Annotated in this window: 29 protein-coding genes and 1 tRNA gene; 20 read left to right on the plus strand and 10 right to left on the minus strand. The window is 61.1% G+C overall.

The window, feature by feature from the left end; translation table 11 throughout:
• Positions 1 to 221: 221 nt before the first annotated feature.
• On the plus strand, positions 222 to 2,447 hold the full coding sequence (gene katG, locus ACXYMO_RS01370; RefSeq protein ID WP_458876850.1) for a catalase/peroxidase HPI: 2,226 nt from the start codon (positions 222 to 224) through the stop codon (positions 2,445 to 2,447).
• A 146-nt stretch (positions 2,448 to 2,593) separates the two neighbouring features.
• Here katG and ACXYMO_RS01375 read toward each other — a convergent pair.
• Positions 2,594 to 2,683: transfer RNA gene (locus ACXYMO_RS01375), tRNA-Ser, on the minus strand.
• A 124-nt stretch (positions 2,684 to 2,807) separates the two neighbouring features.
• Here ACXYMO_RS01375 and ACXYMO_RS01380 point away from each other — a divergent pair.
• From ACXYMO_RS01380 to ACXYMO_RS01420, 9 genes are all read left to right on the plus strand, one after another.
• On the plus strand, positions 2,808 to 3,674 hold the full coding sequence (locus tag ACXYMO_RS01380; protein ID WP_458876851.1) for a DUF2059 domain-containing protein: 867 nt from the start codon (positions 2,808 to 2,810) through the stop codon (positions 3,672 to 3,674).
• A gap of 1 nt (position 3,675) precedes the next feature.
• Positions 3,676 to 4,503, plus strand: coding sequence for a DUF2059 domain-containing protein (locus ACXYMO_RS01385; RefSeq protein ID WP_458876852.1), 828 nt, complete (start codon positions 3,676 to 3,678; stop codon positions 4,501 to 4,503).
• 210 nt (positions 4,504 to 4,713) lie between these two features.
• Positions 4,714 to 5,388 carry a 50S ribosomal protein L21 gene (locus ACXYMO_RS01390; protein WP_458876853.1) on the plus strand — a complete coding sequence of 225 codons (675 nt, stop codon included), beginning with the start codon at positions 4,714 to 4,716 and terminating at the stop codon, positions 5,386 to 5,388.
• Positions 5,389 to 5,399: 11 nt separating this feature from the next.
• On the plus strand, positions 5,400 to 5,669 hold the full coding sequence (gene rpmA, locus ACXYMO_RS01395) for a 50S ribosomal protein L27 (RefSeq protein WP_458876854.1): 270 nt from the start codon (positions 5,400 to 5,402) through the stop codon (positions 5,667 to 5,669).
• A 162-nt stretch (positions 5,670 to 5,831) separates the two neighbouring features.
• Positions 5,832 to 6,434: a LysE family translocator gene (locus ACXYMO_RS01400; RefSeq protein ID WP_458876855.1), complete on the plus strand. Its 603-nt coding sequence runs from the start codon at positions 5,832 to 5,834 to the stop codon at positions 6,432 to 6,434.
• A gap of 2 nt (positions 6,435 to 6,436) precedes the next feature.
• Complete coding sequence (locus ACXYMO_RS01405) at positions 6,437 to 6,973, plus strand: GNAT family N-acetyltransferase (protein WP_458876856.1); 537 nt, start codon at positions 6,437 to 6,439, stop codon at positions 6,971 to 6,973.
• Between the two features lie 36 nt (positions 6,974 to 7,009).
• A complete protein-coding gene (gene obgE, locus ACXYMO_RS01410; RefSeq protein WP_458876857.1) occupies positions 7,010 to 8,044 on the plus strand; it encodes a GTPase ObgE in 1,035 nt (344 codons plus the stop codon).
• On the plus strand, positions 8,032 to 9,138 hold the full coding sequence (gene proB, locus ACXYMO_RS01415) for a glutamate 5-kinase (protein ID WP_458876858.1): 1,107 nt from the start codon (positions 8,032 to 8,034) through the stop codon (positions 9,136 to 9,138). The genes obgE and proB overlap by 13 nt, the downstream gene beginning before the upstream one ends.
• 27 nt (positions 9,139 to 9,165) lie before the next feature.
• On the plus strand, positions 9,166 to 10,431 hold the full coding sequence (locus ACXYMO_RS01420) for a glutamate-5-semialdehyde dehydrogenase (protein ID WP_458876859.1): 1,266 nt from the start codon (positions 9,166 to 9,168) through the stop codon (positions 10,429 to 10,431).
• Here the strand turns inward: ACXYMO_RS01420 and ACXYMO_RS01425 are convergent.
• A complete protein-coding gene (locus ACXYMO_RS01425) occupies positions 10,428 to 11,024 on the minus strand; it encodes a histidine phosphotransferase family protein (protein WP_458876860.1) in 597 nt (198 codons plus the stop codon). The two genes, ACXYMO_RS01420 and ACXYMO_RS01425, sit on opposite strands and share 4 nt — an antisense overlap.
• Positions 11,025 to 11,053: 29 nt before the next feature.
• Here ACXYMO_RS01425 and ACXYMO_RS01430 point away from each other — a divergent pair, with 29 nt between their 5' ends.
• From ACXYMO_RS01430 to olsA, 3 genes are all read left to right on the plus strand, one after another.
• A complete protein-coding gene (locus ACXYMO_RS01430; protein ID WP_458876861.1) occupies positions 11,054 to 11,236 on the plus strand; it encodes a DUF3553 domain-containing protein in 183 nt (60 codons plus the stop codon).
• Between the two features lie 116 nt (positions 11,237 to 11,352).
• Complete coding sequence (gene olsB, locus ACXYMO_RS01435; RefSeq protein WP_458876862.1) at positions 11,353 to 12,117, plus strand: L-ornithine N(alpha)-acyltransferase; 765 nt, start codon at positions 11,353 to 11,355, stop codon at positions 12,115 to 12,117.
• Positions 12,114 to 12,983 carry a lyso-ornithine lipid O-acyltransferase gene (gene olsA / locus ACXYMO_RS01440; protein WP_458876863.1) on the plus strand — a complete coding sequence of 290 codons (870 nt, stop codon included), beginning with the start codon at positions 12,114 to 12,116 and terminating at the stop codon, positions 12,981 to 12,983. Before olsB ends, olsA begins: the two co-directional genes overlap by 4 nt.
• A gap of 39 nt (positions 12,984 to 13,022) precedes the next feature.
• Here the strand turns inward: olsA and ACXYMO_RS01445 are convergent, their stop codons facing one another.
• Entirely contained in the window at positions 13,023 to 13,616 is a 594-nt protein-coding gene (locus ACXYMO_RS01445) for a DsbA family protein (RefSeq protein WP_458876864.1), read from the minus strand.
• 218 nt (positions 13,617 to 13,834) lie between these two features.
• Between ACXYMO_RS01445 and rpsB the strand changes: the two genes are divergently transcribed.
• Both rpsB and tsf read left to right on the plus strand, forming a co-directional pair.
• The gene (gene rpsB / locus ACXYMO_RS01450) at positions 13,835 to 14,620 is read left to right on the plus strand and encodes a 30S ribosomal protein S2 (protein WP_458876865.1); all 786 of its coding nucleotides are present in this window, start codon (positions 13,835 to 13,837) and stop codon (positions 14,618 to 14,620) included.
• A gap of 74 nt (positions 14,621 to 14,694) precedes the next feature.
• Entirely contained in the window at positions 14,695 to 15,570 is an 876-nt protein-coding gene (gene tsf, locus ACXYMO_RS01455) for a translation elongation factor Ts (protein ID WP_458876866.1), read from the plus strand.
• A 57-nt stretch (positions 15,571 to 15,627) separates the two neighbouring features.
• On the opposite strand, the gene ACXYMO_RS01460 is transcribed toward tsf, so the two are convergent.
• The 6 genes from ACXYMO_RS01460 to ACXYMO_RS01485 form a co-directional block, all read right to left on the minus strand.
• Complete coding sequence (locus tag ACXYMO_RS01460; RefSeq protein WP_458876867.1) at positions 15,628 to 16,305, minus strand: DUF6629 family protein; 678 nt, start codon at positions 16,303 to 16,305, stop codon at positions 15,628 to 15,630.
• Between the two features lie 417 nt (positions 16,306 to 16,722).
• On the minus strand, positions 16,723 to 17,478 hold the full coding sequence (locus tag ACXYMO_RS01465; protein WP_458876868.1) for a helix-turn-helix transcriptional regulator: 756 nt from the start codon (positions 17,476 to 17,478) through the stop codon (positions 16,723 to 16,725).
• Positions 17,475 to 17,924: a type II 3-dehydroquinate dehydratase gene (gene aroQ / locus ACXYMO_RS01470; protein ID WP_458876869.1), complete on the minus strand. Its 450-nt coding sequence runs from the start codon at positions 17,922 to 17,924 to the stop codon at positions 17,475 to 17,477. Before aroQ ends, ACXYMO_RS01465 begins: the two co-directional genes overlap by 4 nt.
• 138 nt (positions 17,925 to 18,062) lie before the next feature.
• Positions 18,063 to 18,545 (minus strand): MaoC family dehydratase, encoded by a 483-nt coding sequence (locus ACXYMO_RS01475; RefSeq protein ID WP_458876870.1) that lies wholly within the window; start codon positions 18,543 to 18,545, stop codon positions 18,063 to 18,065.
• A 21-nt stretch (positions 18,546 to 18,566) separates the two neighbouring features.
• Positions 18,567 to 19,571, minus strand: a complete 1,005-nt coding sequence (locus ACXYMO_RS01480) for an NADP-dependent oxidoreductase (RefSeq protein ID WP_458876871.1) — start codon at positions 19,569 to 19,571, stop codon at positions 18,567 to 18,569.
• Positions 19,572 to 19,588: 17 nt separating this feature from the next.
• On the minus strand, positions 19,589 to 20,413 hold the full coding sequence (locus tag ACXYMO_RS01485) for an enoyl-CoA hydratase-related protein (RefSeq protein ID WP_458876872.1): 825 nt from the start codon (positions 20,411 to 20,413) through the stop codon (positions 19,589 to 19,591).
• A gap of 65 nt (positions 20,414 to 20,478) precedes the next feature.
• On the opposite strand from ACXYMO_RS01485, the gene ACXYMO_RS01490 reads away from it, so the two are divergent.
• Positions 20,479 to 21,135: a histidine phosphatase family protein gene (locus tag ACXYMO_RS01490; protein WP_458876873.1), complete on the plus strand. Its 657-nt coding sequence runs from the start codon at positions 20,479 to 20,481 to the stop codon at positions 21,133 to 21,135.
• A gap of 6 nt (positions 21,136 to 21,141) precedes the next feature.
• Here ACXYMO_RS01490 and ACXYMO_RS01495 read toward each other — a convergent pair whose 3' ends face one another.
• Positions 21,142 to 22,137, minus strand: a complete 996-nt coding sequence (locus ACXYMO_RS01495; protein WP_458876874.1) for an NADPH:quinone oxidoreductase family protein — start codon at positions 22,135 to 22,137, stop codon at positions 21,142 to 21,144.
• 143 nt (positions 22,138 to 22,280) lie between these two features.
• On the opposite strand from ACXYMO_RS01495, the gene ACXYMO_RS01500 reads away from it, so the two are divergent.
• From ACXYMO_RS01500 to ACXYMO_RS01515, 4 genes are read left to right on the plus strand one after another with little or no spacing between them, the layout of a single operon-like run.
• Positions 22,281 to 23,468 carry an acyl-CoA dehydrogenase family protein gene (locus ACXYMO_RS01500; RefSeq protein WP_458876875.1) on the plus strand — a complete coding sequence of 396 codons (1,188 nt, stop codon included), beginning with the start codon at positions 22,281 to 22,283 and terminating at the stop codon, positions 23,466 to 23,468.
• 4 nt (positions 23,469 to 23,472) lie between these two features.
• Complete coding sequence (locus tag ACXYMO_RS01505) at positions 23,473 to 24,588, plus strand: acyl-CoA dehydrogenase family protein (protein WP_458876876.1); 1,116 nt, start codon at positions 23,473 to 23,475, stop codon at positions 24,586 to 24,588.
• A gap of 2 nt (positions 24,589 to 24,590) precedes the next feature.
• Positions 24,591 to 25,412, plus strand: a complete 822-nt coding sequence (locus tag ACXYMO_RS01510) for an SDR family oxidoreductase (RefSeq protein WP_458876877.1) — start codon at positions 24,591 to 24,593, stop codon at positions 25,410 to 25,412.
• 16 nt (positions 25,413 to 25,428) lie between these two features.
• Entirely contained in the window at positions 25,429 to 26,358 is a 930-nt protein-coding gene (locus tag ACXYMO_RS01515; RefSeq protein ID WP_458876878.1) for an SDR family NAD(P)-dependent oxidoreductase, read from the plus strand.
• Positions 26,359 to 26,369: the final 11 nt, after the last annotated feature.

The following is a 26,369-nucleotide window of genomic DNA, read 5'->3' on the forward strand; positions in this document are numbered from 1 at the left end:
CAATTCTAAAAGTTTGATATGCTCCGCGCATGATGAGGAGTTGATCATATCCCGACCACGACCGACGGCAGGCTGGCTCAGCGGTAAATTCGTTGTGACATTTGCCGAGGCATCGGGTTGACGACGCGTCGTCACCAACGGTGCGGACGGGTTTGGGGGGACATTTCAACGACCTTTTCGCCTTAACAGATGAACCATTGCAGCCAGGATCGGAGAGTAAAATGGACGGAAATGATGTCCCCAACGCAGGGAAATGCCCGGTGATGCACGGGGTGAACCCGAAAACGACAGGCAAAGGCGCGTCGAATCGCGATTGGTGGCCGAACCAGCTGAACCTGAAAATGCTGCACCAGAATTCGGCCAAGTCCGACCCGATGGGTCAAGCGTTCAATTATGCCGAAGAGTTCAAAAAGCTCGACCTGAAGGCGCTCAAGAAAGATCTCTATGCGCTGATGACTGATTCACAGGACTGGTGGCCGGCGGATTACGGTCACTATGGCGGCCTGTTCATCCGCATGGCCTGGCACAGTGCGGGCACCTACCGGACCGGCGATGGCCGTGGCGGCGCCACCTCGGGAACGCAGCGCTTTGCACCTCTCAACAGCTGGCCCGACAATGGCAACCTCGACAAGGCGCGGCGCCTGCTGTGGCCGATCAAGCAGAAATACGGGAACAAGATTTCCTGGGCCGACCTGATGATCCTTGCGGGCAACTGCGCCATTGAATCGATGGGCGGTGAGACCTTTGGCTTTGGCGGCGGCCGCGCCGACGTATGGGAGCCCGAGGAAGACATCTATTGGGGGTCCGAAGACGAATGGCTGGCGACCACTGATCACGAGCAAAGCCGCTATTCCGGCGATCGCGATCTGGAAGATCCGCTGGCCGCCGTGCAGATGGGCCTGATCTATGTGAACCCCGAAGGCCCGGACGGAAACCCCGATCCGCTTGCCTCGGCGCGTGACATTCGCGAAACCTTTGCGCGCATGGCGATGGACGATTACGAAACCGTCGCGCTGACCGCAGGCGGCCACACCTTTGGCAAGATGCACGGCGCGGGCGACGTTTCGCACGTCGGCCCCGAACCCGAGGCCGCACCGATCGAGGCGATGGGCTTTGGCTGGCTCAGCAGCTACAAATCGGGCAAGGGCAGCGATACCATCACCAGCGGCCTTGAGGGCGCGTGGACATCGAACCCGATCCAGTGGGACATGGGCTATTTCGACGTTCTGTTCAAATACGAATGGGAACTGGTCAAAAGCCCGGCGGGTGCCTGGGTCTGGACACCCAAGGACATCCAGGAAGAGGACATGGCCCCCGACGCCGAGGATTCGTCCAAGAAGGTGCCGATCTTCATGTCCACCGCGGACATCGCGATGCGGATGGACCCGGCCTATGAAAAAATCTCGCGCCATTTCCACGAAAACCCGGAAGAATTCGCCGATGCCTTTGCCCGTGCATGGTTCAAGCTGACCCACCGCGACATGGGCCCGCTCAGCTGTTACCTGGGCGAAGAAGTGCCGAGCGAAGAGCTGATCTGGCAGGACCCGATCCCGGCCGTCGATCATCCGCTGATCGACGCGGGCGACATTGCCGATCTCAAGGGCAAGATCCTGGCCACCGGCCTGTCGGTTCAGGACCTCGTTCTGACGGCCTGGGCCTCGGCCTCGACCTTCCGCGGGTCGGACAAGCGGGGCGGTGCCAATGGTGCGCGCGTCCGTCTTGCGCCGCAAAAGGACTGGGAGGTCAACCAGCCGGACCAGCTGTCCAAGGTGCTGGGCGCGCTGGAAGGTGTGCAGAGTGCGTTCAACGGCTCGGCCAACGGCGGCAAGAAAGTGTCGCTGGCCGACCTGATCGTGCTGGGCGGTGTTGCGGCGGTCGAAAAGGCGGCCAAGGACGCGGGCCACGATGTCGAGGTGCCGTTTGCGCCCGGCCGCATGGACGCATCGGCCGAGCAGACCGACGCCGAAGCCTTTGACGTGCTTGAGCCGATCGCAGACGGGTTCCGCAACTATACCAAGGGCGATTATTCGGTCTCGGCCGAGGAACTGCTGGTGGACAAGGCCCAGTTGCTGACCCTGACCGCACCGGAAATGACCGTACTGGTGGGGGGCATGCGGGCCCTGGGGGCCACCTATGACCAGTCCGGCCATGGCGTTCTGACCGATCGTCCCGGCACGCTGACCAACGACTTTTTCGTGAACCTGACGGATACGGGCACGGATTGGAAACCGTCGGCGGATGCAAAAGGCATCTATGAGGCCCGTGCGCATGGCAGTGACGAGGTGAAGTGGACCGGCACCCGTGTCGATCTGGTCTTTGGCTCGAACTCGCAACTGCGCGCCCTGTCCGAGGTCTATGCCCAGGATGACTCGAAAGAGAAATTCGTGCGTGACTTCGTGGCCGCCTGGGCCAAGGTGATGAACGCGGATCGCTTTGATCTGGCGTAAGCCACGGCTGTATCGTTGAAAATCAGGGCGGCGTTCCGGAGCGATCCGGGGCGCCGCTTTTCATTTCCGGCCCTTGCAGAAATGGCGTCAGCGCGCCGCAAAGGCACGTCCGAAGGCCGCGTCATAAACTGGTTCTGGGGGGATTGTGGCGGAGAGACAGGGATTCGAACCCTGGGTGGGCTTGCACCCACAACGGTTTTCGAGACCGCCCCGTTCGACCACTCCGGCACCTCTCCGCGGGGGTCTGTGGGATGTGCGTTTAGCGGGGTTTGTTCGGGCTGGCAAGGCCAGTTTCTCACAGTTCCGCCGATCCCGTCATTTTCCGTTGCCCAACTGTGGAAATAGCTTACCTTTCCCGGCATGACCCATGTTTATCGTATGCTTCGCTTGCCCCGCCTCACCCTTGTTGTCACCGCGTTTCTGGTCTGCGCTCTGTTCCTGTCGCTGGCCGCGACGCGGGGCAGTGCCGCCGACAGGGCCCGGATCGAGGCATTTCTGAATGTCACCGGGTTTGACGTGGCGCTGGATAGTATCGCATTTTCGGCGGCTTCGGCGCCCAAGATGCTGGGCATGCAGCCCGATGCCTTTGGCGCCGATTGGAAGCGGGTCTCCGAAGAGGTGTTCGACACGCCAACGATGCGCAAGATCGCCCTGGATATCCTGGAAGAAACCCTGAGCGACGACATGCTGGGCCACGCGGCCGGGTTTTATGCCAGCGACCTGGGCCAGCGTCTGGTCGCGGCTGAAAACGAAAGCCACATGATCGAAGACGATGCCGAGAAAAACAAGAAGGGGCAGGCCATCGTGTCCGATCTTGTCAGCGAGGGGTCGGACAGGATCGAGATCATCAAGCGGATGCAAAAGGCCATTGATGTGTCGGGTTCCAGCGTGCGGGCCCTGCAAGAGGTGCAGGTGCGGTTTCTTCTGGCCGCCAGCGCCGCGGGTGTTGTCGACCTCAAGGTCGATGCGGATGAGTTGCGCGCCCTTCTCAAGGCGCAGGAAGGGCAGTTGCGCATGGCGATCCAGCAATCGGCACTTGCCGGGGCGGCCTTTACCTATCAGGAGTTTTCCGACGCGGAACTGACCGACTATGCCAAGGCGCTGGAACAGCCGTTGATGATGCGCGTTTATGAGCTGCTGAATGCGGTGCAGTATGAAATCATGGCCAACCGGTTCGAAATTCTGGCCACGCGCATGGCTGACCTGCACCCGGGGCAGGACATCTGACATGGTGCTGTTCCCCCGCCGGTTTTTTGCCGTGATCGCCGTCCTGATCGCCGTGTCGGCCCCGGCCGCCATGGCGCAGGCTCCGGCGCAACGATTGGGGCAGGTCTTGCTGCTGGACGAAGTTGCCGCAACGTTGCGCATCGAAGGTCTGACCTATGGCGATGAGCTGGATCGCGATATCCTGGGCGGGTCGGGCGGATCCTATTTCAGGACGCGCGTCAGTCAGATTTACGACCCTTCGGTGATATCGGGCGCGGTGATCAAGGCCATTTCCGACGGAATGACCGCGGCTGAGATCGATCAGACGATACGGTTTTTTGAAACCGACGCGGGCCAGCGGATATTGCAGCTGGAATTGTCCGCACGCCGGGCCATGGCCGATCCGGCCGTGGATGACATGGCGCAAGAGGCATTCGAGGCCGCCGTCAAGGACGCGGATGCCCGGTTGGAGCCGATCCGGCGCTTTGTCGAACTCAACGATCTGGTCGAATATAACGTGGCCGGCGCCCTTGCGTCGAATTACCAGTTCCTCAAGGGGCTGGTCGACGGCGGTGGGGATCGCATGGGCGACGGCGACATTCTGGACGAGGTCTGGAGCCAGGAAGACGACATTCGCGCCAGCACGCGCGACTGGGTGAACCGGTTCCTGTTCCTTGCCTATGGTCCGCTGAGCGCCTCGGAAATGGAGGCCTATCTAGGGTATTGCGAAACACCGGCGGGCCTGTCGTTGAACGCGGCGCTGTTTGCGGGGTTCGACGAGGCCTATCGCGACATCTATTATGACATGGGGCGCGCAGTGGCGCAGGCCATGCAATCCAGCGACCTCTGAGCCTGTCCGGCGGGGCGTGCGGCAACGCGCTTTTTGGTCCTGAAACCGGTTGACAGCCGATGATGATCTGTCCATAAGCGCGCATCCCGGCCCGAAATCTCGTGCCGGGTTTCGTACTCATTACGCCCATAGGGCGCGCTGTTCCAGGTGGCCACAGGCCGAAACACCCATCCGGGGACCACAGAACGCGGCAAAGAAAAGGACAGACGCATGTTTGCGGTCATCAAGACCGGTGGCAAGCAGTACAAGGTTCAGGCGGGCGATATGCTCCGCGTTGAAAAACTGGCTGCGGACGCTGGCGAAACAGTACAATTCAACGACATTCTGATGCTGGGCGGTGACAAGACCGTTGTCGGCGCACCGCTGGTTGCGGGTGCTGGCGTTCAGGCAGAAGTGGTCGATCAGATCAAAGGCGAAAAGGTCATCCATTTCGTCAAGCGCCGTCGTAAGCACAGCTCCAAGCGCACCAAGGGTCACCGTCAGAAGCTGACCCTGGTCAAGGTCACCGACATCCTGGCGTCCGGCGCGGACAAGTCGGGCGTCAAGGCTGCCATCGGTGCTGGCTCTGTTGCTGGTGTGGCGGTTGCCGCAACCGAAGCGAACAAGCCCGCCAAAAAGGCCGCGCCCAAGGCTGAGCCAAAAGCTGAAAAGCCAAAGGCTGCCCCGAAGGCAAAAGCAGCCGCCGGCGCAGACGATCTGACAAAAATCAGCGGCGTTGGTCCGGTGATCGTCAAGAAACTGCACGCACTGGGTGTGACATCGTTCGCCCAAATCGCAGCATGGACGCCAGAAGATGTGGCTGATATGGATGAGAAACTGTCGTTCAAAGGCCGCATCGATCGCGATGACTGGCTGGCGCAAGCCGCTGAACTGGCTAAAGGCTAAGGAGAAACCAGATGGCACATAAAAAAGCAGGTGGTTCATCCCGTAACGGCCGCGACTCCGCGGGTCGTCGTCTTGGCGTGAAACTCTATGGCGGTCAGGCCGTCATCCCCGGCAACATCATCGTGCGTCAGCGCGGCACCAAGTTCTGGCCGGGCGAAGGCGTGGGCATGGGCAAGGATCACACGATCTTCGCAACCGTTGATGGCGCCGTGAAGTTCCACAAGGGTCTCAAGGGCCGTACCTTTATTTCGGTCCTGCCAGCGGCGGAGGCCGCAGAGTAAGCCGTACCCGGAGTGGTTGAAAAATTCAGGGGATCGGCGGAAACGCCGGTCCCTTTTTCTTTTTGCTTGAAGCCCCGACATCAAAGGAGGGGATTATGACGATCGTTATTTCCATCCCCGACAGGATCGTCGGGCACTCCAGACAGTCCCGGGGCGCCTGATATGAGCGTTGCGGTCACGACATTCGCGGTTTTCGCGGCCAGTCAGGTGGGCACACCCGGCCCGGCGAACATGGCGCTGTTGTCGACGGGCGCGCGTTTCGGGTTTCGCGCGGCGCTGCCGTTTGTTCTGGGCGTCGTGCTGGGCAAGCAGCTGATCATCTGGCCCATCGGTTTCGGGTTGATGGAACTGGCCGATCGCGCCCCTTGGGTTTTTGAAACCCTCAGATGGGTTTCGGCGGCCTATATCATGTGGCTGGCGTGGAAGGTGGCCAACCTGCGCCTGTCGCCGGGTCAGGCCACGGGCATTGCGCCGGGGTTCATGGCCGGTCTGGTTGTTCATCCGCTCAACCCCAAGGCCTGGGCGATGATCGTGGCCGGATTCACCGGATTTGTCGGGGCAGACGCATCGCCCTTTATCGCAACGGCAACAATTGCGTCTGTATTGTTGATTTGCCAGTTGGCGCTGCATCCCATTTGGACACTTGCGGGTGATCGCATCGCGCGCACCCTCGCAGGAACGCCAGCTGAACCTTATTTGATGTATACCCTTGCCGGCCTCACGGTCGCATCGGTGCTTTTCGTTTTGTTCGGAGGAGGAGCATGACAATGGAAATGAAGAAAATAACGATCCAGCCGGTCATTGAAACGGAACGGTTCAATCTGCGGCCTCTGCGCAAGTCCGACCTGGGCCTGATCGAGTTGTATGCGGGCGACAAACGCGTTGCGTGCATGACCAGTTCGATTCCGCACCCCTTGCCGCCCGGTTCGATCGAGGCCTTCATTTCCCGGGCGCAGGTCGATGAGCGGGACGAAGATATCTGGGCCATAGACGGCTCACAATCCAATGGCAGCGAAGTCATGGGGTTGATCTCGCTTACAAAGCTGGGCCGCAACCAGTCCGAAGTCGCCTATTGGGTCGCGCCGGTTTACTGGAACACCGGATTGGCATCCGAGGCCGTCAGCGCCATGGTCGGGGCCAACCCGATGAAGAACGACACCATGTTTGCCACTGTGTTTCAGGACAATCCGGCCTCGGCCCAGGTTCTCATTCACTGCGGGTTCGAATATCTGGGCGACGCCGAAAGCTTTTCGGTGGCGCGGGACGCAACCGTGCCCACCTGGACCTATAGCCGAAAACTCTGATTGTGGCCCAAGGGGCCTTTGCGATAGGGAACGCACATGAAATTTCTTGATCTCGCAAAGGTCTACATCCGCTCGGGCGGTGGGGGCGGTGGCTGCGTCAGTTTCCGGCGCGAAAAATACATTGAATACGGTGGCCCCGATGGCGGCGATGGCGGCAATGGCGGGTCTGTCTGGGCCGAGGCGGTCGAGGGGCTGAACACCCTTATCGACTTCCGCTATCAACAGCATTTCTTTGCCAAGAACGGTCAGCCCGGCATGGGCAAGCAGCGCACCGGCAAGGATGGCGACGACATCATCCTGCGCGTGCCCGTGGGCACCGAGATTCTGGACGAGGATGAGGAAACCGTCATTGCCGACCTGACCGAGGTCGGCCAGCGGGTGTTGCTGGCCAAGGGCGGCAACGGCGGGTTCGGAAACCTGCATTTCAAATCCTCGACCAACCAGGCGCCGCGCCGGGCCAATCCGGGGCAGGAGGGGGTCGAGCGCACCCTGTGGCTGCGCCTGAAACTGATTGCCGACGTGGGCCTGCTGGGCCTGCCCAACGCGGGCAAATCGACCTTTCTGGCGGCCACATCCAATGCGCGCCCCAAGATCGCCGATTACCCGTTCACCACGCTGCACCCGAACCTGGGTGTTGTGGGCGTGGATAACGTGGAATTTGTCGTTGCCGACATTCCCGGCCTAATCGCCGGTGCCCACGAAGGGCGTGGGATCGGCGACCGGTTCCTGGGGCATGTGGAACGCTGTGCGGTGCTGCTGCATCTGGTCGACGGCGCCTCTGAAACGATTGCCGAAGATTACCACACCATCATTCACGAACTTGAGGCCTATGGCGGGCATCTGGCCGACAAGCCGCGCATCACCGCGCTGAACAAGGTGGATGCGCTGGATGACGAAGAACGCGACGAAGCGCGCAAGGAACTGGAACAGGCCTGTGGCGGGTCTGTCATGATGATGTCCGGGGTCAGCCGCGAAGGCGTGACCGAGGTGCTGCGCGCCTTGCGGTCGCAGATCGACGCGGACCGGCTGCGCCATAAACCCCAGCAGGAGGAAGAGCCTTGGCGTCCCTGAGCAGCGCGCGCCGCGTCGTCGTCAAGATCGGCTCGGCCTTGTTGGTGGATGGCAAAACCGGGGCGCTTCGGTCCGACTGGCTGCGCTCGCTGGCACAGGATGTGGCGTGGCTGCGCGGGCAGGGGGTGGATGTCATTCTTGTGTCCTCGGGGTCGATCGCGCTTGGGCGCGGCGCTCTTGGGCTTGGGCGCGCCGAACTTGCGTTGGAACAATCACAGGCGGCTGCCGCCGTCGGTCAGATCCGATTGGCCCGCGCCTATGAAGAGGCATTGGCGCCGCATGAGATCGTCACCGGTCAGGTCCTGGTCACGCTTGAGGACAGCGCCGACCGACGCCGCTATCTGAATTCGCGCGCGACGCTGGAAACCCTGCTGGGCCTGGGCGTGGTCCCGATCGTGAATGAGAACGACACCGTCGCCACGGACGAAATCCGCTATGGCGACAACGACCGACTGGCCGCGCAGGTGGCGGTGACGGTCGGGGCGGATCTGTTGATCCTGCTCTCGGACGTCGATGGGTTCTATTCAGCAAACCCCGCGCTGGACCCGGATGCCAGACGATTCGACGTGATCGATGCCATCACGCCCGAGATCGAGGCGATGGCTGGCGATGCGGGATCGGGCCTGTCCAAGGGCGGGATGAAGACCAAACTGATGGCCGCCAAGGTGGCCGTGGCCGCGGGATGCAGCATGGCGATTACCGAAGGATCGCCCGTGAACCCCTTGAAAAACCTTGAAAATGGCGCGCCGGTGACGTGGTTCACGGCTCAGGGCGATCCGCAGGCCGCGCGCAAGCGTTGGATCGCATCGATGAAGCCGCGCGGTGAAATTACCGTGGACGGTGGCGCGTCGCGCGCTCTTGGCAATGGCAAAAGCCTGCTGCCGGCGGGTATCCTGTCGGTCTCGGGTAAATTCGGGCGCGGCGATCCGGTGGCAATCCTCGATATGGATGGGCGCAAGCTGGGCCAGGGGCTCAGCCGCTATACGGCGTCCGAAACCGATAGCATCAAGGGCTGCCAATCGGACCGGATCGAGGAAATCCTCGGGTATCCGGGACGGGCGGCTTTGATCCACAGGGATGATATGGCAATCTGATCCCCCAGAGCAAAAAGGCGGATGGCAATGAAAGATCTGGACAACATTCCCGCGTTGATGGCCGATATCGGGGCCCGCGCAAAAGCAGCAGCACAAGAGCTGGCCTTTGCCCCGGCCGAGGCCAAGCGCGCCGCCCTGCACGCGGCGGCCGATGCGGTCTGGGCCCACCGGAGCGACATTATCGCCGCCAATGCCAGGGACATGGAATTTGGCCGCGACAAGGGTCTGACGGATGCGATGATGGACCGGCTGATGCTGGACGAGACGCGCATTCAGGGCATGGTCGACGGGCTGCGCGCCGTGGCCGATCAGGATGATCCGGTGGGGCAGGTCATCGCCGAATGGGACATGCCCAGCGGGCTGCACATTCAACGGGTACGCACACCCTTGGGCGTCATCGGCGTGATCTATGAAAGCCGCCCCAACGTGACGGCGGATGCCGGTGCGCTCTGCCTGAAATCGGGCAATGCGGTGATCCTGCGCGGCGGATCGGAAAGTTTTCATTCCTCTGGCGCGATCCATGCCTGTCTGGTCGAGGGGCTGCGCGCCGCAGGCCTACCCGAGGATGCGATCCAACTGGTCCCGACACGCGACCGCGCGGCGGTGTCCGAACTTCTGACCATGATCGACACGGTGGACGTGATCGTGCCGCGTGGCGGCAAGGGCCTTGTCGGGTTGGTCCAGCGCGAGGCACGCGTGCCTGTCTTTGCCCACCTGGAAGGGATTGTGCACATCTATCTGGACAAATCCGCCGATCCGAAAAAGGCGATGGACGTGGTCCTGAACGCAAAAACCCGCCGGACCGGGATATGCGGCGCGGCGGAATGCCTGCTGATCCATCAGGATCTTGTCGATACGCTGGGCCGTGACGTGATCGCGGCGCTGGTCGACAAGGGGGTCGAGGTTCACGCAGCGGGGCCGCTGGCCGACATCGACGGCACCGTGCCGGCCACCGATGCGGATTGGGGCAGGGAATACCTCGACATGATCATCGCGGCCAAACCGGTTGCCGATGTGGATGAGGCGATTGCCCATATCCGCACCTTTGGGTCGAACCACACAGATTGCATCATCGCCGAGGATCCGGCCGCCGTTGCCCGGTTCTTTGAACGGCTCGACAGTGCGATCCTGATGCACAACGCCTCGACCCAGTTTGCCGATGGCGGCGAATTCGGCATGGGGGCGGAAATCGGAATTGCCACCGGCAAGATGCACGCGCGCGGCCCGGTGGGGGCGCAGCAATTGACCAGTTTCAAGTATCTGGTCTCCGGCGATGGGACGGTGCGCGCCTAGAACCGGATGGTCACGCGATGGTCATCCCGGTCCACATGGACCGGGCGGCCTTCGTCCTTGGCGACCTGTGGCAGCAAGGCGAACTGCACCTGCGCGGGCGTGATGCCGTCGATGCCGCCCTCGCCGGACAGCCGGGCCCACAGATCGGGGTCGAACAGGATCTTGTCGGCCCCGCCCGACACGGTCCATTGTCCTTCGACCACATTGACCGAAATATCCCCGCCATAGGGCATTGCCGTTTCCAGGCACTGGATCGCGAGAAAGGTCATCCGCACCTGCGACCGCGGTTGCGGGTCGGTGGGAAGCCACTGAATGGTCTGGCGCGTGCCACGGGTGATGTCCTTGAGAACCGAGATCACCTCCAACCGGCCAAGGCCCTGGGACCCGGCCGCGCCATAGGCGATCCGAAAGAACCGGATACGGGCCCCGGCGTTGCCGACGCTGTCCGCGATCAGGTCCAGCTCCGGGCCTTGGACCGACCCGGCCAGATCAAGCAGTTCCAGTCCGTTGTTTATGGCGCCGATCGGGCTGATCAGGTCATGGCAGATACGCGACCCTATCAGAGTGGCCAGATTGACGTTACTGTCTGCCATAACACTTCTCCAGTCCGGACGATCCATTGATGACCGACATGAATTCCATTCTTGCACCAGGAATGCTGGTGCGCCACCCGGGGTGCCCCGAATGGGGTGTCGGACAGGTACAGTCAAACATCTCGGGCAAGATAACGGTAAATTTCCGCGAACAGGGCAAGGTTGTCATTGACGGTACCCAAGTTGAATTGATGCCTGTCTTTGATGCGTGAAACTGGTTGACGAAGTGTTAATGACGTGCGGGATCCCGGTCACAATCGGTTGCCAAGTCGGCCGTGGCTGCGGTATCAGCGCGCCATGTCCGGACACAGATGAATGACGCACACCAATGCCTGATGCAGGCCCCGCTTTTTCCGTGAAAATCGCCCGATCCCAGGACGATCTGCGCGCCGCGCAGCGGTTGCGCTATGACGTGTTCGTGCGCGAACTGGGCGGCGGCGGCGCATTGGTGGATGACCTCAGCGGGCTGGAACGGGATCAGTTCGACCCGTTTGTCGATCACATGCTGTTGACCGACGATACCACGGGCGCGGTTGTCGGTGTCTATCGGCTACTGCGACAGGAGCAGGCACGCCAGGCCGGGCGGTTCTATTCTGAAACCGAATACGACCTTGCGCCGCTGCTCGACAGTGGGCGGCGCCTGCTTGAACTGGGGCGGTCCTGCCTGCATCGCGACTATCGCGGCGGCATGGCCATGTTCCATCTGTGGAATGCGCTGGCGGACTATGTCGATGAACATGACATCGACATCCTGTTCGGTGTAGCCAGTTTTCACGGGACAGACGTGGACGCCCTGGCGCAACCGCTGTCCCTGCTGCACGATCGCCACCTGGCGCCGGCCGAGTTGCGGGTCAGGGCGGTTGAGGGGCATTACCAGCGCATGAACCTGATCGACCCCTCAACGCTGGATCGCAAGGCCGCGATGCTGCAAGTGCCGGCGCTGATCAAGGCCTATCTGCGTCTGGGGGGCTTTGTGGGCGATGGCGCCTATGTCGATCACGCATTCAACACGACCGATATCTGTTTGATTCTGGACACGAAAATGATGAACTCCAAACAGAAACGGCTCTACACGGGCGCGCAGGACGGATGAATCAGACCTGGGGCAATGACGAGGCACCGGACCCGGTGCACATCGGCCCGTTGGGCTGGGGCCTTGTGGTTCTGCGCGGCGGGACGGTCGGCACGCTGGTCTTTGGGTCCTTGGCGATCCTGCTTGCGGTGCGTCTGGTCGAACGCCCCTTATGCGGAGTGAACCGGCCGGTCACGCCGCATATAACCCAATTCGTGTGCCGGAACGCCTTTCGCCTTTTGGGCATCGGATTTTCCAGCACCGGCAGCCTGATGCGGGACCGCGGTGCGGTGGTGGCCAACCATTCCTCTTGGCTAGATATCTTCGCGCTGAACGCCCGCAAGCGGATCTATTTCGTGTCCAAGTCCGAGGTTGCCAACTGGCCCGGCATCGGCTGGCTGGCGCGGGCAACAGGGACCGTATTCATCGAGCGCAACCCGAAAAAGGCGAAAGAGCAGACACAGCTGTTTGAGGGCCGGCTTTTGGCGGGTCACAAGTTGCTGTTCTTTCCCGAAGGAACCTCGACAGATGGATTGCGGGTTCTCCCTTTTAAAACAACGCTTTTTGCGGCGTTTTTTTCGGATCACCTGCGTGATTTCATGCAGGTTCAGCCGGTTTCGGTGGTCTTTGTTCCGCCCAAGGGCGCGCCGGCGCGGTTTTATGGCTGGTGGGGCGATATGGAGTTTGGCCCGCACCTTTTGAAAACCCTGGCCACACCGCGTCAGGGCCGGGTCGAGGTGCATTACCACGACCCTGTGCGGGTGGCCGATTTCCCGGATCGCAAGACGCTGGCCGCCCATGTGGAAGAAGTCATTCGCACGGCACACGCGGGGCGGTTGTCAAAATTACATGGCCCGATCGCGGATCGCGAAAAGACCCCGCAGTGATGCGGTGCCTTCGATTGGCGCCACACGCGGCCAGACATCTCATTCAGCGGCCATGTCTATCGCATCAGCCAAACGGTCGTCGCCCCAGAACAATTCATCCCCGACAACGAAACTCGGCGCGCCGAATATGCCAAGTTCCACGGCGCGTTCGGTGTTGTCCTTCAATCGCGCTTTGATGGCGGGGTTGTCGGCCCTCTCGATAAGATTAGGGTTCAGCCCCGATCCGGACAGCGCGTCCCGCAGAACCTGTGGATCAGAAATTGTCTTGCCCTGTGCAAATTCTGCCCGATAGACGGCCGTGCAAAATGCTTTGCCTTGGGGGTGTTCCAGCGCGGCCAATGCGATGCGGGCGGCCAGAATGGAATTCTGCGGAAAAGGATCGGGCACCCTCAGCGGAAGGCCGCGGGCCCTGGTCAACCGCTCCATATCGCGCCAGACGTACTTGCCCTTGGCGGGATAAATGTTGAACGGGGAACTGTCCCAGCCCTGCGCCCTGAAGATCGGCCCCAGCAAGAACGGGTGCCATTCCACGGTCACGCCCTTGGCGGCAGCCATGTCTTCAATGCGTTCGACAGACAGATAAGAATAGTTGGATGCAAATTCGAACCAGAAGTGCAGGGTGTTGGCTGGCATTTTCCACCTCTTGGCGTATTGGCTAAACTCAAGCGTTGCACCGGCATCAGGTTCTGTCAAACACCGCTTGCACTTTGTTCCGCGCTGACTTATACGCGCGCCATTCAAACCCGCAGGCGGGGTTTGGGCCAATGGGGGAGACATCCCCATATGGTCCGCCGGTTGGAGCATCCGCTCTGAGACCCCCGCCGAGGCGAAACCGGAAAGGATAAAGAAGCATGGCTCTTCCTGAGTTCACCATGCGTCAGCTGCTCGAAGCTGGCGTTCACTTTGGTCACCAGACACAGCGTTGGAACCCCCGCATGTCGCCGTTCATCTACGGCGCGCGCAATGGCATCCACATCATGGACCTGACACAGACTGTTCCGATGCTGGATCAGGCGCTGCAGGCCATCCGCGACACCGTTTCCAAGGGCGGTCGCATCCTGTTCGTGGGCACCAAGCGTCAGGCCGCCGGTCCGGTCGCTGAAGCCGCCGAAAAATCGGCACAGTATTACATGAACCACCGTTGGCTGGGCGGCACGCTCACCAACTGGAAAACCGTTTCGCAGTCGATCAACCGTCTCAAGAAGATCGACGAGCAGATGGAAACCGGGTTCGAAGGCCTGACCAAGAAAGAACGTCTTGGCATGGAGCGCGACCAGGGCAAACTGCAGGCGTCGCTGGGCGGCATCCGTGAAATGGGCGGCACTCCCGACCTGCTGTTCGTCATCGACGTCAAGAAAGAGGCTCTGGCCATCGCAGAAGCCAACAAGCTGGGTATCCCGGTTGTGGCCGTGGTCGACAGCAACTGTTCGCCTGACGGTGTTGATTACATCATCCCCGGCAACGACGACGCGGCCCGCGCCATTTCGCTTTATTGCGATCTGGCATCGCGCGCAGCGCTTGACGGCATGAGCGCCCAGTTGGGTGCGGCCGGTGTTGACCTTGGCGCAATGGAAGAAGCGCCGGTTGAAGAAGCGGTTGCCGAAGAGGCCCCCGCCGAAGCACCCGCTGAAGGCTGATCGCCTGTCACAGGTTTGACATGCGGGGCAGGGCGTACCTGCCCCGATACAGAAGAATTTGAGGAGAGCCAAAAATGGCAATCACAGCATCTATGGTCAAAGAACTGCGCGACAGCACCGGCGCAGGCATGATGGACGCAAAGAAGGCACTGACCGAAACCAATGGCGACATGGAAGCGGCCGTTGATTGGCTGCGCACCAAGGGTCTGTCCAAAGCGGCCAAGAAATCCGGTCGCACCGCTGCCGAAGGTCTGGTGGCCGTGGTCGTCGATGGTGGCAAGGGCGTCGCCGTCGAAGTGAACTCGGAAACCGACTTTGTCGCGAAAAACGCCGATTTCCAGGGCATGGTTGGCAAGATCGCCAATGCCGCCTTGGGTGTTTCCGACATCGACGCGTTGAAAGCGGCCAATCTGGGCGGCAAATCGGTCGAAGATACCCTGACCGACGCCATCGCCACAATCGGTGAGAACATGAGCCTGCGCCGCATGGCGACGATCGAAGGCGGCAGTGTCGTGGCCTATGTCCACAACGCAGCAGCCCCCGGAATGGGCAAGATCGGCGTTCTGGTCGCCATGACCGGCGGTGACGAAGCGTTCGGCAAGCAGGTTGCGATGCACATCGCGGCCACCAACCCCGCGTCGTTGAACGAAGACGATTTGGACCCGGCTGTTGTCGAAAAAGAAAAGCAGGTTCAGATGGACATCGCCCGCGAAAGCGGCAAGCCCGAGGCCGTGATCGAAAAGATGATCGTGGGCCGGATGAAGAAGTACATGGCCGAAGTGACCCTGCTGAATCAGCAGTTTGTCATCAACCCCGACCTGACCGTCGGGGCCGCCGCTGCCGAAGCGGGCGTAACCATCACCGGTTTCGTGCGTCTCGAAGTGGGCGAAGGCATCGAGAAGAAAGAAGAAGATTTCGCAGCCGAGGTGGCCAAGGCCGCTGGCGCATAAACCTTTTTTCGATCGCTACAAAGAGGGGCGGGGCACCATTAGGTGCCTCGCCCTTTTTCAATTGGTGACACGCGCCGCAGCTGGTTCAAGGCGCCGGACCACAACCAGGATGTAGAGCGACAAAAGCGCCGCGAAAAAGCACCAGATCGACGTGAACGCATAGGCGGCAAACCAGAACCCGCCGATGACGGACAGGGTGATCAGGACGCCGAATATCTGCACCTGTCGGTCTGACGACAGCATCATCGGCACACAGATGGCAATCGCATAGACCACGCGCAGAACAGTGCGCGAAACGACCCCATCCCAGATGAGGGTCGGATCGTAAAGTATTGATTGTTTGACTAAACCCACCTGCAGAACTTTCGGTCCTTGAAGCAGGGGCACAAACAGGGACAGCCCCAAAAACACCCCTAAAAGACAAAAGCCCGCAAAGACCCGGCGGCGCATCCTGTCGGGTTCAACCCGCCAGGTCGCATAGGGCACCAGAAAAGGCCAGAGAAAATAGGCGAAGAACAGAAATCCGATGGCTGGAAGATATGTCGCCGTCGGGGTTTGTGACGGGATGGTCAGCCAAAGCCAACCTTCGACCGCCTGCTGTATCCCGAAGAACAGAGGAAAAGACGCAAACGCCAGATACGCGGTATTTGCGGTCCGGGCGGTGTTCAGCGTGTAAATCCCGACAGGAACAAGAATGGCACTGGCGGCAAAGCTGGCCTCGGCTGAGAAACACATGGTCCTGTTCTCCGGATGGGGGTCTGATCACGCCCCAGCCTAGGGCATTCGAGATGCGGACGCACGTATTGCATTGGCCCGTCGCGGCGTGGTCTTTCCGTTCTGATCTGTGAGGCAGTGAGTACGGGGTCGCGCAAGATGCACGACCCCGTGTAAAGACGGCCCATTGCTATGGGGATGGACAGGGCCGGTCTAGGGGTTCCGACCCTTGCGTGGATCAATACACGCTCGGGCCGGACAGGTCAGAGAGCCTTGCAATATCAAGGATCGTTTCCCGATGTTCCCAGGCTAAAGCCACCACTCACGGAACAGTGTCACTTTGCGATTAAAAGTGACGTAACGAAAGTAGGGGATTCCTTACCTCACGTAAACTTGTGAATTGGAGGCAGTATTTAACCAGCGAATTTATATGGTTAATCACGCTTCCAGCACAAACATCTGATTGTGCAAAGCTGCTTTTAGAACGGCCTGGGCCGTTGTTTCGACTGCCAGAGATTCGCGCGCGAGTCGCAAATGTTTCTCCACGGTGGCCGATGTCAGCCCCATCAACAGTGCGATATCCTGCGTGGTTTTCCCATCTCCGACCCATTCCAGCGCCTCGCGCTGTCGTTTGGTCAGGACCCGGTTGGGCGGAGAATAAGGCAGGGTCAGGATCTTGAGATGGGCAATGTTGTTCATCAGGTGGATGTCGCGCCCGTGCAGGGCCCAGATTTCATCCACCTCGTCCTGGGTCATGCCTTCCTTGGCGGCCAACGAAATGGCGCCTTTCGAGCGGGCCGAGATCGATTTAAAGCTGATCGTATAGCCGACCGTCACATTCATCTTGGCATTGAAATCATAGACCCGGCGCTCGTCCTGGGTCATGGTTTCACTTTCCATCATCTGGTTGATCATCCGCCAGCTGCCGGCCCCTTCGTTTTTCAGCGCCCATTGCAACATGGGAGCATGGAAATAAAGACCGCTGTGCAGGAACCCCTCGACGTAATCGGGGTTGTGGTTGGTCAGGATGATGAAATCCTCGGGGTCGCCCAGAGATGTTTGCGTCCGGAACCGGGTGAAACCGTAAAGCAGACGGTCAAAGCCATAGTCGGCCATCTGCTCGGTATGGGCCGACCAGAGGTCTTCCAATGTCTGAACATTGGAAAGGTAGTGAAGATAGTTCCGAAGCCTCATTTCTGCTCAGCCTTGCTGAGGTGCTCATTCAGCGCCTCAATGGCGAGTATATAACCATGGGCGCCAAAGCCGCAAATCTGACCAACCGCCACAGGGGCGATATAGGATTTATGGCGAAATGCTTCCCGGGCGTGGATGTTGGACAGATGCAGTTCGACCAGAGGCAATTCGACCGAGGCGATCGCATCCATCAATGCGATGGAGGTATGTGTCAGCGCCCCGGCATTCAGGATCAGCCCGTCATGTTTGCCTTTGGCTGCGTGGATCGCGTCGATCAGCACGCCTTCGTGGTTCGATTGCAGGCAGGTGACAGACAACCCCAGTGTGTCGCCATGTTTGGCACAGGACTGTTCGATCATGCCAAGTGTGGTCGAGCCATAGACCTCGGGTTGCCGCGTGCCCAACAGGTTCAGGTTGGGACCGTTGAGAACCAGAATGCTTTTCATCTATCACATGTCCATTGCGTTGCCGTCCGCAGACGAAGGGCGTGGGAAAGGGTCGGATTCCCCTTTGCCCTCATGTCGGTTCGGGCACTGTAACGTTTCTGGTCAGGGACTCCATCCAGAATTTTCGATCCCGTGCGATCATGCGTTGTTCTCGTCGGCAAAGATAGCCAGGCCCAGCCACTCGGCGACAAGGGCGGGGATCTCAGCGCCTTCGATTTCGATGGTCAGATTGTTGGTCCGCAGCAATTCGGTGGGTTTGCGTTTCTGCACATCTTTCAGAACGAACCGCCCGCGCACACGCGACCCGGCAAGGACCGGATTCAGAAAGCGCAGCTTGTTGAACCCGTAGTTGATACCCATCACCTGACCGGGCAGCATGTTGAAACAGTCATAGGCAAAGCGGCTGGCCAACGACAGGGTCAGAAACCCGTGCGCGATGGCGCCACCAAACGGCGTTTCCTTGGCCGCGCGTTCCGGATCGACGTGAATCCACTGCGTGTCATGGGTTGTTTCGGCGAAGGTGTCGATCATGGCCTGATCCACGGTGATCCAGTTGGAGACACCGACCTCGGTGCCGATTTTTGCCTGCGCGTTTTCCAGCGCCGTGTCGATTGCGGACATGTGTTTTTCCCCCGATTTCAATTATGTCGGATCGGCGCCGACGCGCACCATCCGCTTGCCCTTGTTTTCACCGGCCAGCAGGCCGATGAGCGCCGATGGGGCATTCTCCAGCCCCTCGACAACATCTTCGAACACCTTGATCTGGCCATTGGCCACCCAGGTCTGCAATGCCCGCAAGGCGGTGGCGTCCTGATCGGCGAAATCCATCACGATGAACCCCTCCATGCGCAGGCGTTTGACCACGACCAGACCGGGCAGGTTGCGCGGTCCGCTGGGCGATGTGGTGTCATACTGGCTGATCGCGCCACAACACACCACGCGTCCCCGGTTGTTCATCACGAACAGCGCTGTTTCCAGGACGCCGCCGCCGACATTGTCGAAATAGACGTCCACACCATCGGGGCAGGCGGCGCGCAGCGCCTTGAACATGCCCGGATCGCGGTAATCGACACAGGCGTCGAACCCAAGTGTATCAACGACCCAGTCACATTTTTCCTGCCCGCCGGCGATGCCGACCACGCGACAGCCCAGCGCTTTGGCGATCTGGCCGACATAGCCGCCGACCGACCCGGCGGCGGCGGATACCAGAACCGTTTCCCCGGCAATCGGGCGACCTACGCCGATCAGCCCATGGAACGCGGTTTTCCCGGCGATTCCATAGACCGACATCAGGTTGGACACCGGGCGGATATCGGGCAGTTTCTGAATCTTGTGCGCCTTGGCCACCGTGTATTGCGACCAGGTGGATTCGGCGGCGACCAGATCGCCCTTGCTCAGGCGCGGGCTGTTGGACTGCATCACTTCGCTGATCGCGTAGGTGGGCATGGCATCCCCGGCCAGAACCGGATCGCGATAAGTCGCGCCCTGCATCCAGGACCGGTTGGCCGCGTCGATCGACATCAGCACGGTGCGCAACAGCACCTCACCGTCGCCGGGCACGGGCATGTCGGTTTCCCGGCTTTCGAAATGGTCCTGCGTCAGCGTGCCCTTGGGCAGTTCGGCAATGATGATCTGTTTGTTTTTCATGTCGGGACGTCCCTGTATCAGCTGCCGTTGAACACGACAGGCTTCTTTTCCAGAAAGGCGCGCGCGGCAGCCTTGTGATCCTCGCTCAGCATGGCGCGGATCATGTGATCGGCCTCCATGTCCAGCGTCGTTTGCAAATTTGCCACCGCGGCTGTGTTGTGGTTCGCCTTCATATAGGCCAGCGCAACAGGCGGCCCGGCGGCGATTTCACCGGCAAAGGCGGCGGTTTCCTGTTCCAGCGCCGCGTCGGTCACGACACGGTTGAACAGACCCAGATCGGTGCCTTCCTGTGCGTCTATGCGGCGGCTGGTGTAATAGACTTCCTTGGCGCGGCCGGGTCCGATCAGGCGCGACAGATACCACGTGCCGCCGAAATCGCCCGACAGTGCGATCTTGCCAAAGGCGGGGGCCAGAAAGGCGCTTTGGCTGGCAATCCGCAGATCACAGGCCAGCGCAATCGACATGCCCGCACCGGCAGCAGGGCCGGGCAGGGCGGCGATGGTTGGCTTGGGAAAGTGATAGAGTTTCAGCGAGATCGCGTTCTGAGCCGCGCGCAGCCGCTCAACCATCGTCGCGATGTCCGGTGCGCCGCCACCTGCAAGCGTGTCGCCCATCCCACCGATGTCGCCACCCGCACAGAACGCCCCGTTCGTTCCGGTCAAGACCAGCACCCGGACATCCGGATCTGCCTCGGTCTCGGCCAGCATCCGTTCCAGACCGGCGGTAATGTCGTTGCTTAGCGCATTGCGCTTGGCCGGGTTGTTCAGGGATATGGTCGCCACGTGATCGGCGACGTGGCACAGCAATTCGTCAGTGCCTGTGTCGAGGTGCCGTGTTGTCATCGGGTGTCCTTTCCCGTTAGGAGCAAGGCCATTGTTTGCAAATGCCAGTCACGAGGAATGCCAGGATGAGCCAGGAATATCATCAGCCGGTCTATGCTCCGCCCGAAGGGGCGGCCGATCTTCTTCTGATCCGCCATGGCCGGACCGAGGCCGCGCGGCCGGGCGAATCCTTTCCGCTGGTCGATGGGCATGGCGATCCGGCGCTGCATCCCGAAGGGGAACGGCAGGCGGTTCTGGTGGGAGAGCGGCTGAAGTCCGACCCGCTGTCGGCGATTTATGTCACCAAACTGCGCCGTACGCACCAGACGGCGGCGCCGCTGGCCGTGCATCTTGGCCTGACGCCGATGATCGACCCGGACCTGCATGAGGTTCATCTGGGCGACTGGGACGGCGGCATGTACCGGATCAAGGCCGCCGAGGGCGCGCCCGAGTTTCAGCGCGCCAACGACCGGCAGGAGTGGGGCGAAATCCCCGGGGCCGAAACCACCGGGATCCTGCATGACCGGGTGCGCACCGGCCTGTTGCGCATCGCCGCCGCGCATCCCGACCAACGGGTTGCCGTCGTGGTACATGGCGGTGTCATTGGCGCGGCCATGGCGATTGCCAGCGGCGCACAGCCGTTTGCCTTCAACGGCGCGGCCAACGGTTCGATCAGCCGGATCGTGATCCGGGGGGATCGCATGTGGCCCAAGGGGTTCAACGACATCGCGCATCTGGACTGACCCGGATCAGTCGATCGTCAGGACAACTTTGCCCATCACCTTGCGGTCTTGCATCATCACCAGCGCATCGGCGGCCTGTTCCAGCGGGAACCGGGCGCTGATCTGTGGCTTGATCTTGCCATCCGCATACATCTTGAACAGCTCGGCCACGTTTTCCTGGTGGCCCTTGGGGTCCTGCATGGTCGAGGCCCCCCAGAACACACCGACGATCTGACAGCCCTTGAGCAGCGGCAGGTTCAGCGGGATTTTCGGAATGCCGGCGGGGAAGCCAACCACCAGGAACCGGCCTTCCCAAGCCAGCGCGCGGATCGCAGGTTCGGCATAGGCGCCGCCAACCGCATCATAGACCACATCGACGCCTTTCGCGCCGACGATCTCCTTGATCTGGGCCGAGAACGCCTTTTGGCCGTCCTTGTCCAGCTCGCGCGGATAGATCAGGGTCTCATCCGCGCCGATGGATTTGCAGAAATCGGCCTTTTCCTGCGATGACACCCCGGCAATCACCCGTGCGCCAGCGGCCTTGCCCAGTTCGATGGCCGCCGCGCCGACACCGCCCGCAGCCCCGAGGATCAAAAGGGATTCACCCGCTTTCAAATGCGCCCGGTCCTTGAGCGCATGATGCGATGTGCCGTAGGTAAAGATGAAACAGGCGGCGTCCTCATAGGGCATGTTGTCGGGGATCTTCACGATCTTGGCCGCGTCCACATTGACCTGTGTCGCAAACCCGCCGAAGCCGGTCAGGCCCAGCACCCGGTCGCCGACCGAAACCCCGGTCACGCCGTCGCCGATGGCATCCACATCGCCAGAAATCTCGCCGCCCGGTGCAAAGGGGCGGGGCGGTTTGACCTGGTACATGTCGCGGATGATCAGCGTGTCGGGGAAATTCACACCCGCCGCGCGCACCCGGATACGGACCTGGCCCTTACCCGGCTCGGGGGCATCCGTTTCCGTCAGTTGCAAGGTTTCCGGACCGCCCGGAGCGGTGCTGAGCATGGCTTTCATAATGGTTCTCCCTGATTTCGCGCTGTGCCGATCCCCCTCGGCACCTTAAAGGTGACTCTTCGTCATGCAAATCGGTGTTGTCAATCGAATTTCGAAATGCAATTCTGCTCTGCGGAACGGGAGACATAAAAGGGGGGAGCTTGATGCAAGACGCTCAAGAGCTTGCCACGTTCAGGGATGACCTGCGCGCGTGGCTTGAAGAAAACTGTCCGACCGAGATGCGCGATGCCAGCACCCAAAGGGATAACATCTGTTGGGGCGGAAGGAACTGGGTTTTTGAGTCCGATGCGCAGAAAACCTGGTTGGAACGCTGTGCGGCCAAGGGGTTCACAGTACCCACATGGCCCAAAGAATACGGCGGTGCGGGGCTAAACCGGGATCAGGAAAAGATATTCCTCGAAGAACTGAACCGCATTGATGGACGGCTTCCCCTGCAAAGCTTTGGCATCTGGATGCTGGGCCCCGCGCTTTTGCATTTCGGCACGCATGAGCAGAAACTGCATTACCTTCCGCCGATCGCGCGCGGTGAAATCCGCTGGTGTCAGGGCTATTCCGAGCCGGGCGCGGGTTCGGATCTCGCCAGTGTTCAGACCAAATGCGAGGATATGGGCGATCATTACCTGATCAACGGTCAGAAAATCTGGACCTCATACGCCGATCAGGCCGATGCGATCTTTGCGCTGGTCCGCTCGGACAGGGAGGCCAAGAAGCACCTCGGAATCACTTTTCTGCTGATCGACATGGAGTGGGAGGGCGTCACCACCCGCCCGATCAAGCTGATCTCGGGGGTATCGCCGTTTTGCGAAACCTTCTTTGACAATGTCAAAGTCCCCAAAACCCATAGTGACGGCATTTCCAGCGTCGTTGGCACGGTCAATCGCGGCTGGGACGTGGCAAAACATCTGCTGACCCATGAACGTACCATGATCAGCGGCGGTGGCACGGGTGTGTCCGGCGGGCGTTCGCCCGGTCAGATCTTGTCCGATGACACCGGCGGGCTGAGCGATGCAACCCTGCGCGCTGCCGCTCTCAAGGCCGAGGTGGACGCATTGGCCATCGGGCTGACCATCGAGCGCTACAAGGACATGGCCGAATCCGGCGGCGGGGTCGGCGATGCGTCGGCCATGCTGAAATATGTCGGAACCGAGCTGAACAAGGACCGTCATGAACTGATGATGGCGGCAGGCGGCAGTGACGCGCTGGAATGGGATGGCCCGCATGGCAGCCGTCCGGCCGACTGGCTGCGCACCAAGGCAAATTCAATCGAAGGCGGCACGTCCGAGGTGATGCTCAGCATCGTTTCGCGGCGCGTTCTGGGGCTTCCGGGGTAAAGACATGAGCACGCTGATGAGAACTGAAGAAGAAACCATGCTGGCCGATGCGGCGCGCGGGTTTCTGGATGATGCCGCACCCGTGTCGCACCTGCGCAAACTGCGCGATGCCGGGCAGACACACGACGCGGCCCTGTGGAAAGACATGGCCGAAATGGGTTGGGCCGGTATCCTTGTACCGGAAGAGGCCGGGGGATCGGACATGGGCCATGCGGCCGCCGGGGTCTTGGCGGCCGAGATGGGCAAGACGCTGGTCACCAGCCCGTTCCTGTCCAGCGCGGTGATTGCCGCAACGGCCCTGCGTCAGGTCTCGGACGCCCGTACAAGGGACGCGCTGTCGCGTATCGCCTCGGGCGAGACGACCTATGCGCTGGCCGTTGACGAGGGGAATAAATTCGCGCCCGAGGCCACGGCGATGGTCGCCACACGCGATGGCAACGGGTTTCGTCTGAACGGCAAGAAAACCTTTGTTGTCGATGGCGGTCTGGCCGACCGGTTGCTGGTTCTGACCCGCACGGACGATGGCATGACCCTGTTTGACATCCCCGTAGACCGCGCCGGGATCGACCGTCAGTCGCAGAACATGATCGACAGCCGCGATTCCGCGCGGGTAAATTTCGATAATGTCGAGGCGACGGGTGAGGATGTTCTCGGCACCGTGGATGATGCCATGTCGGTTCTGAAACCCGCGCTTGAGGCCGGGCAGGCGGCGCTGGCGGCTGAAATGTCGGGCCTTGCGGCGGGGGCGTTTGGCATGACCGTGGGCTATCTGAAGGAACGCAAGCAGTTCGGCGTCACGATCGGCAGTTTCCAGGCGCTGCAACATCGCGCCGCCGATCTCTGGTGCCAGACCGAGGTAACCGCATCGGCCATCGCCCATGCGGGCCGCATGCTCGACGAAGACCCGGCAAACGCCACGCTGGCGGTATCGCTGGCCAAGGCCCGCGCAACCGAAACCGCCAAAGCGGCGGTGATCGAAGGGGTCCAGATGCACGGCGGGATCGGAATGACCGATGCCTTCGACATGGGGTTCTATATGAAACGCGCGCGGGTCAGTGCCGAATGGCTGGGCGATTATGGCTATCACGCCGAGCAGGTCGCGCGCCTGAGGGGGTTCTGATCATGACACCGGAACAATTGTTTTCGCTGCCGGGCAAAACGGCGCTTGTCACGGGCGGGGCCACCGGGATTGGCCGGATGGCGGCCGAGGCGCTGGTGCGCGCCGGGGCGCATGTTCTGATCGCATCGCGCAAGGGGGACGCGTGCGAGGCGGTTGCCGCCGAATTGAACGCGCTGGATGCGCCGGGGTCTGCCGAAGGGTTCGCCGGGGATGTGTCCACCGAGGCGGGTGTGGATGCCCTTGTGGATGAGGTCAAGAAGCGGACTGAAGCCCTTGATATCCTTATGAACAATGCCGGTCGCGCCTGGGGCGGGCCCTTGGGCCAGTTCCCGTTCGAGGCCTGGGAAAAGGTCATGACCCTGAATGTCGCCGGCCTGTTCGATCTGACGCAGAAACTGTTGCCGATGCTTCAGGCCTCGGCCAGCCCGGAGGATCCCGCCCGCGTGGTCAACGTTGGCTCGGTCATGGGCGAGGTGCCGATGGGCGACGGCGCCTATAGTTATTCGGCGTCCAAGGCGGCGGTGCTGCACCTGACCAAGATCCTCGCCAAGGAGATGGCGAACCGACACATCACCGTGAATGCGCTGGCACCAGGGCCCTTTGTTTCGAAAATGACCGCCTGGGCCACGGCAGACAAGGACATGCGCGCCCGTGTGGGCGACGACGTACCCCTGAAACGCGTGGGCAATGAGGATGACATCGCAGGGTGCATGCTGTTCCTCTGTGGGCGCGGCGGGTCCTATGTGACTGGCGCGGTCATCCCGGTCAGCGGCGGGATCAACGTGGTAACGTCGGGGAATATCTTCGACCAGGCAATGCATTAGAATAGGAAGCTAAAGCATGAGCATCAGATTTGACGGACGCGTGGCGATTGTCACCGGAGCAGGAACCGGCCTTGGGCGCAGCCACGCGGTGGAGCTGGCCAAACGCGGGGCAAAGGTTGTCATCAACGACCTTGGCGCCGCTGTTGATGGATCGGGCGCCTCGGACAGCGCGGCACAGGCCGTGGTCGAAGAAATTCGCGCCGCCGGCGGCGAGGCGATGGCCCATGGCGCGGACGTGGCCAATGAAGACCAGGTGACCGACATGGTTGCCCGCACCATGGACGCCTGGGGCCGGATCGACATTCTGGTCAACAACGCGGGCATCCTGCGTGACAAGACATTCGCCAAGATGACGCTGGATGATTTCCGCAAGGTGGTCGATGTGCACTTGATGGGCAGCGCTACGACCGCCCATGCCTGCTGGCCGATCATGCGGGAACAGAAATACGGGCGGATCGTTCTGACCTCGTCCGCATCCGGTCTCTATGGCAACTTCGGTCAGTCCAACTATGGCGCGGCCAAGGCGGCGATGATGGGGCTGATGAATGTGCTCCACCTTGAGGGCGGGCGCGATGATATCCGCGTCAACACGCTGGCGCCCACGGCGGCCACCCGGATGACCGCGGACCTGTTGCCGCCCGATGCGCAGGAATTGCTGGCCCCCGAAACCATCACCCCGGGGCTGCTCTATCTGGTGAGCGAGGATGCGCCATCGCGCGTGATCCTTGGCGCGGGCGCAGGCAGCTTTGCGGTGACCAAGGTTTATGAAACCCAAGGCATCACCCTGACGGGCGATGAAAACACCCCCGAGGCGGTCGCCGCCGCCTTTGACAAGATCGCCGACCCGACGGACCAGCAAGAGCTGACCGACGCGTTTTCTCAAACCCGGAAATATGCACGCAATGCAGCCGAGGCCCGCGGGCTCAAGCTGAATTGGGGCAGCTAAATCAAAAGGAA

The organism is Arenibacterium sp. CAU 1754 (genome assembly GCF_054482635.1).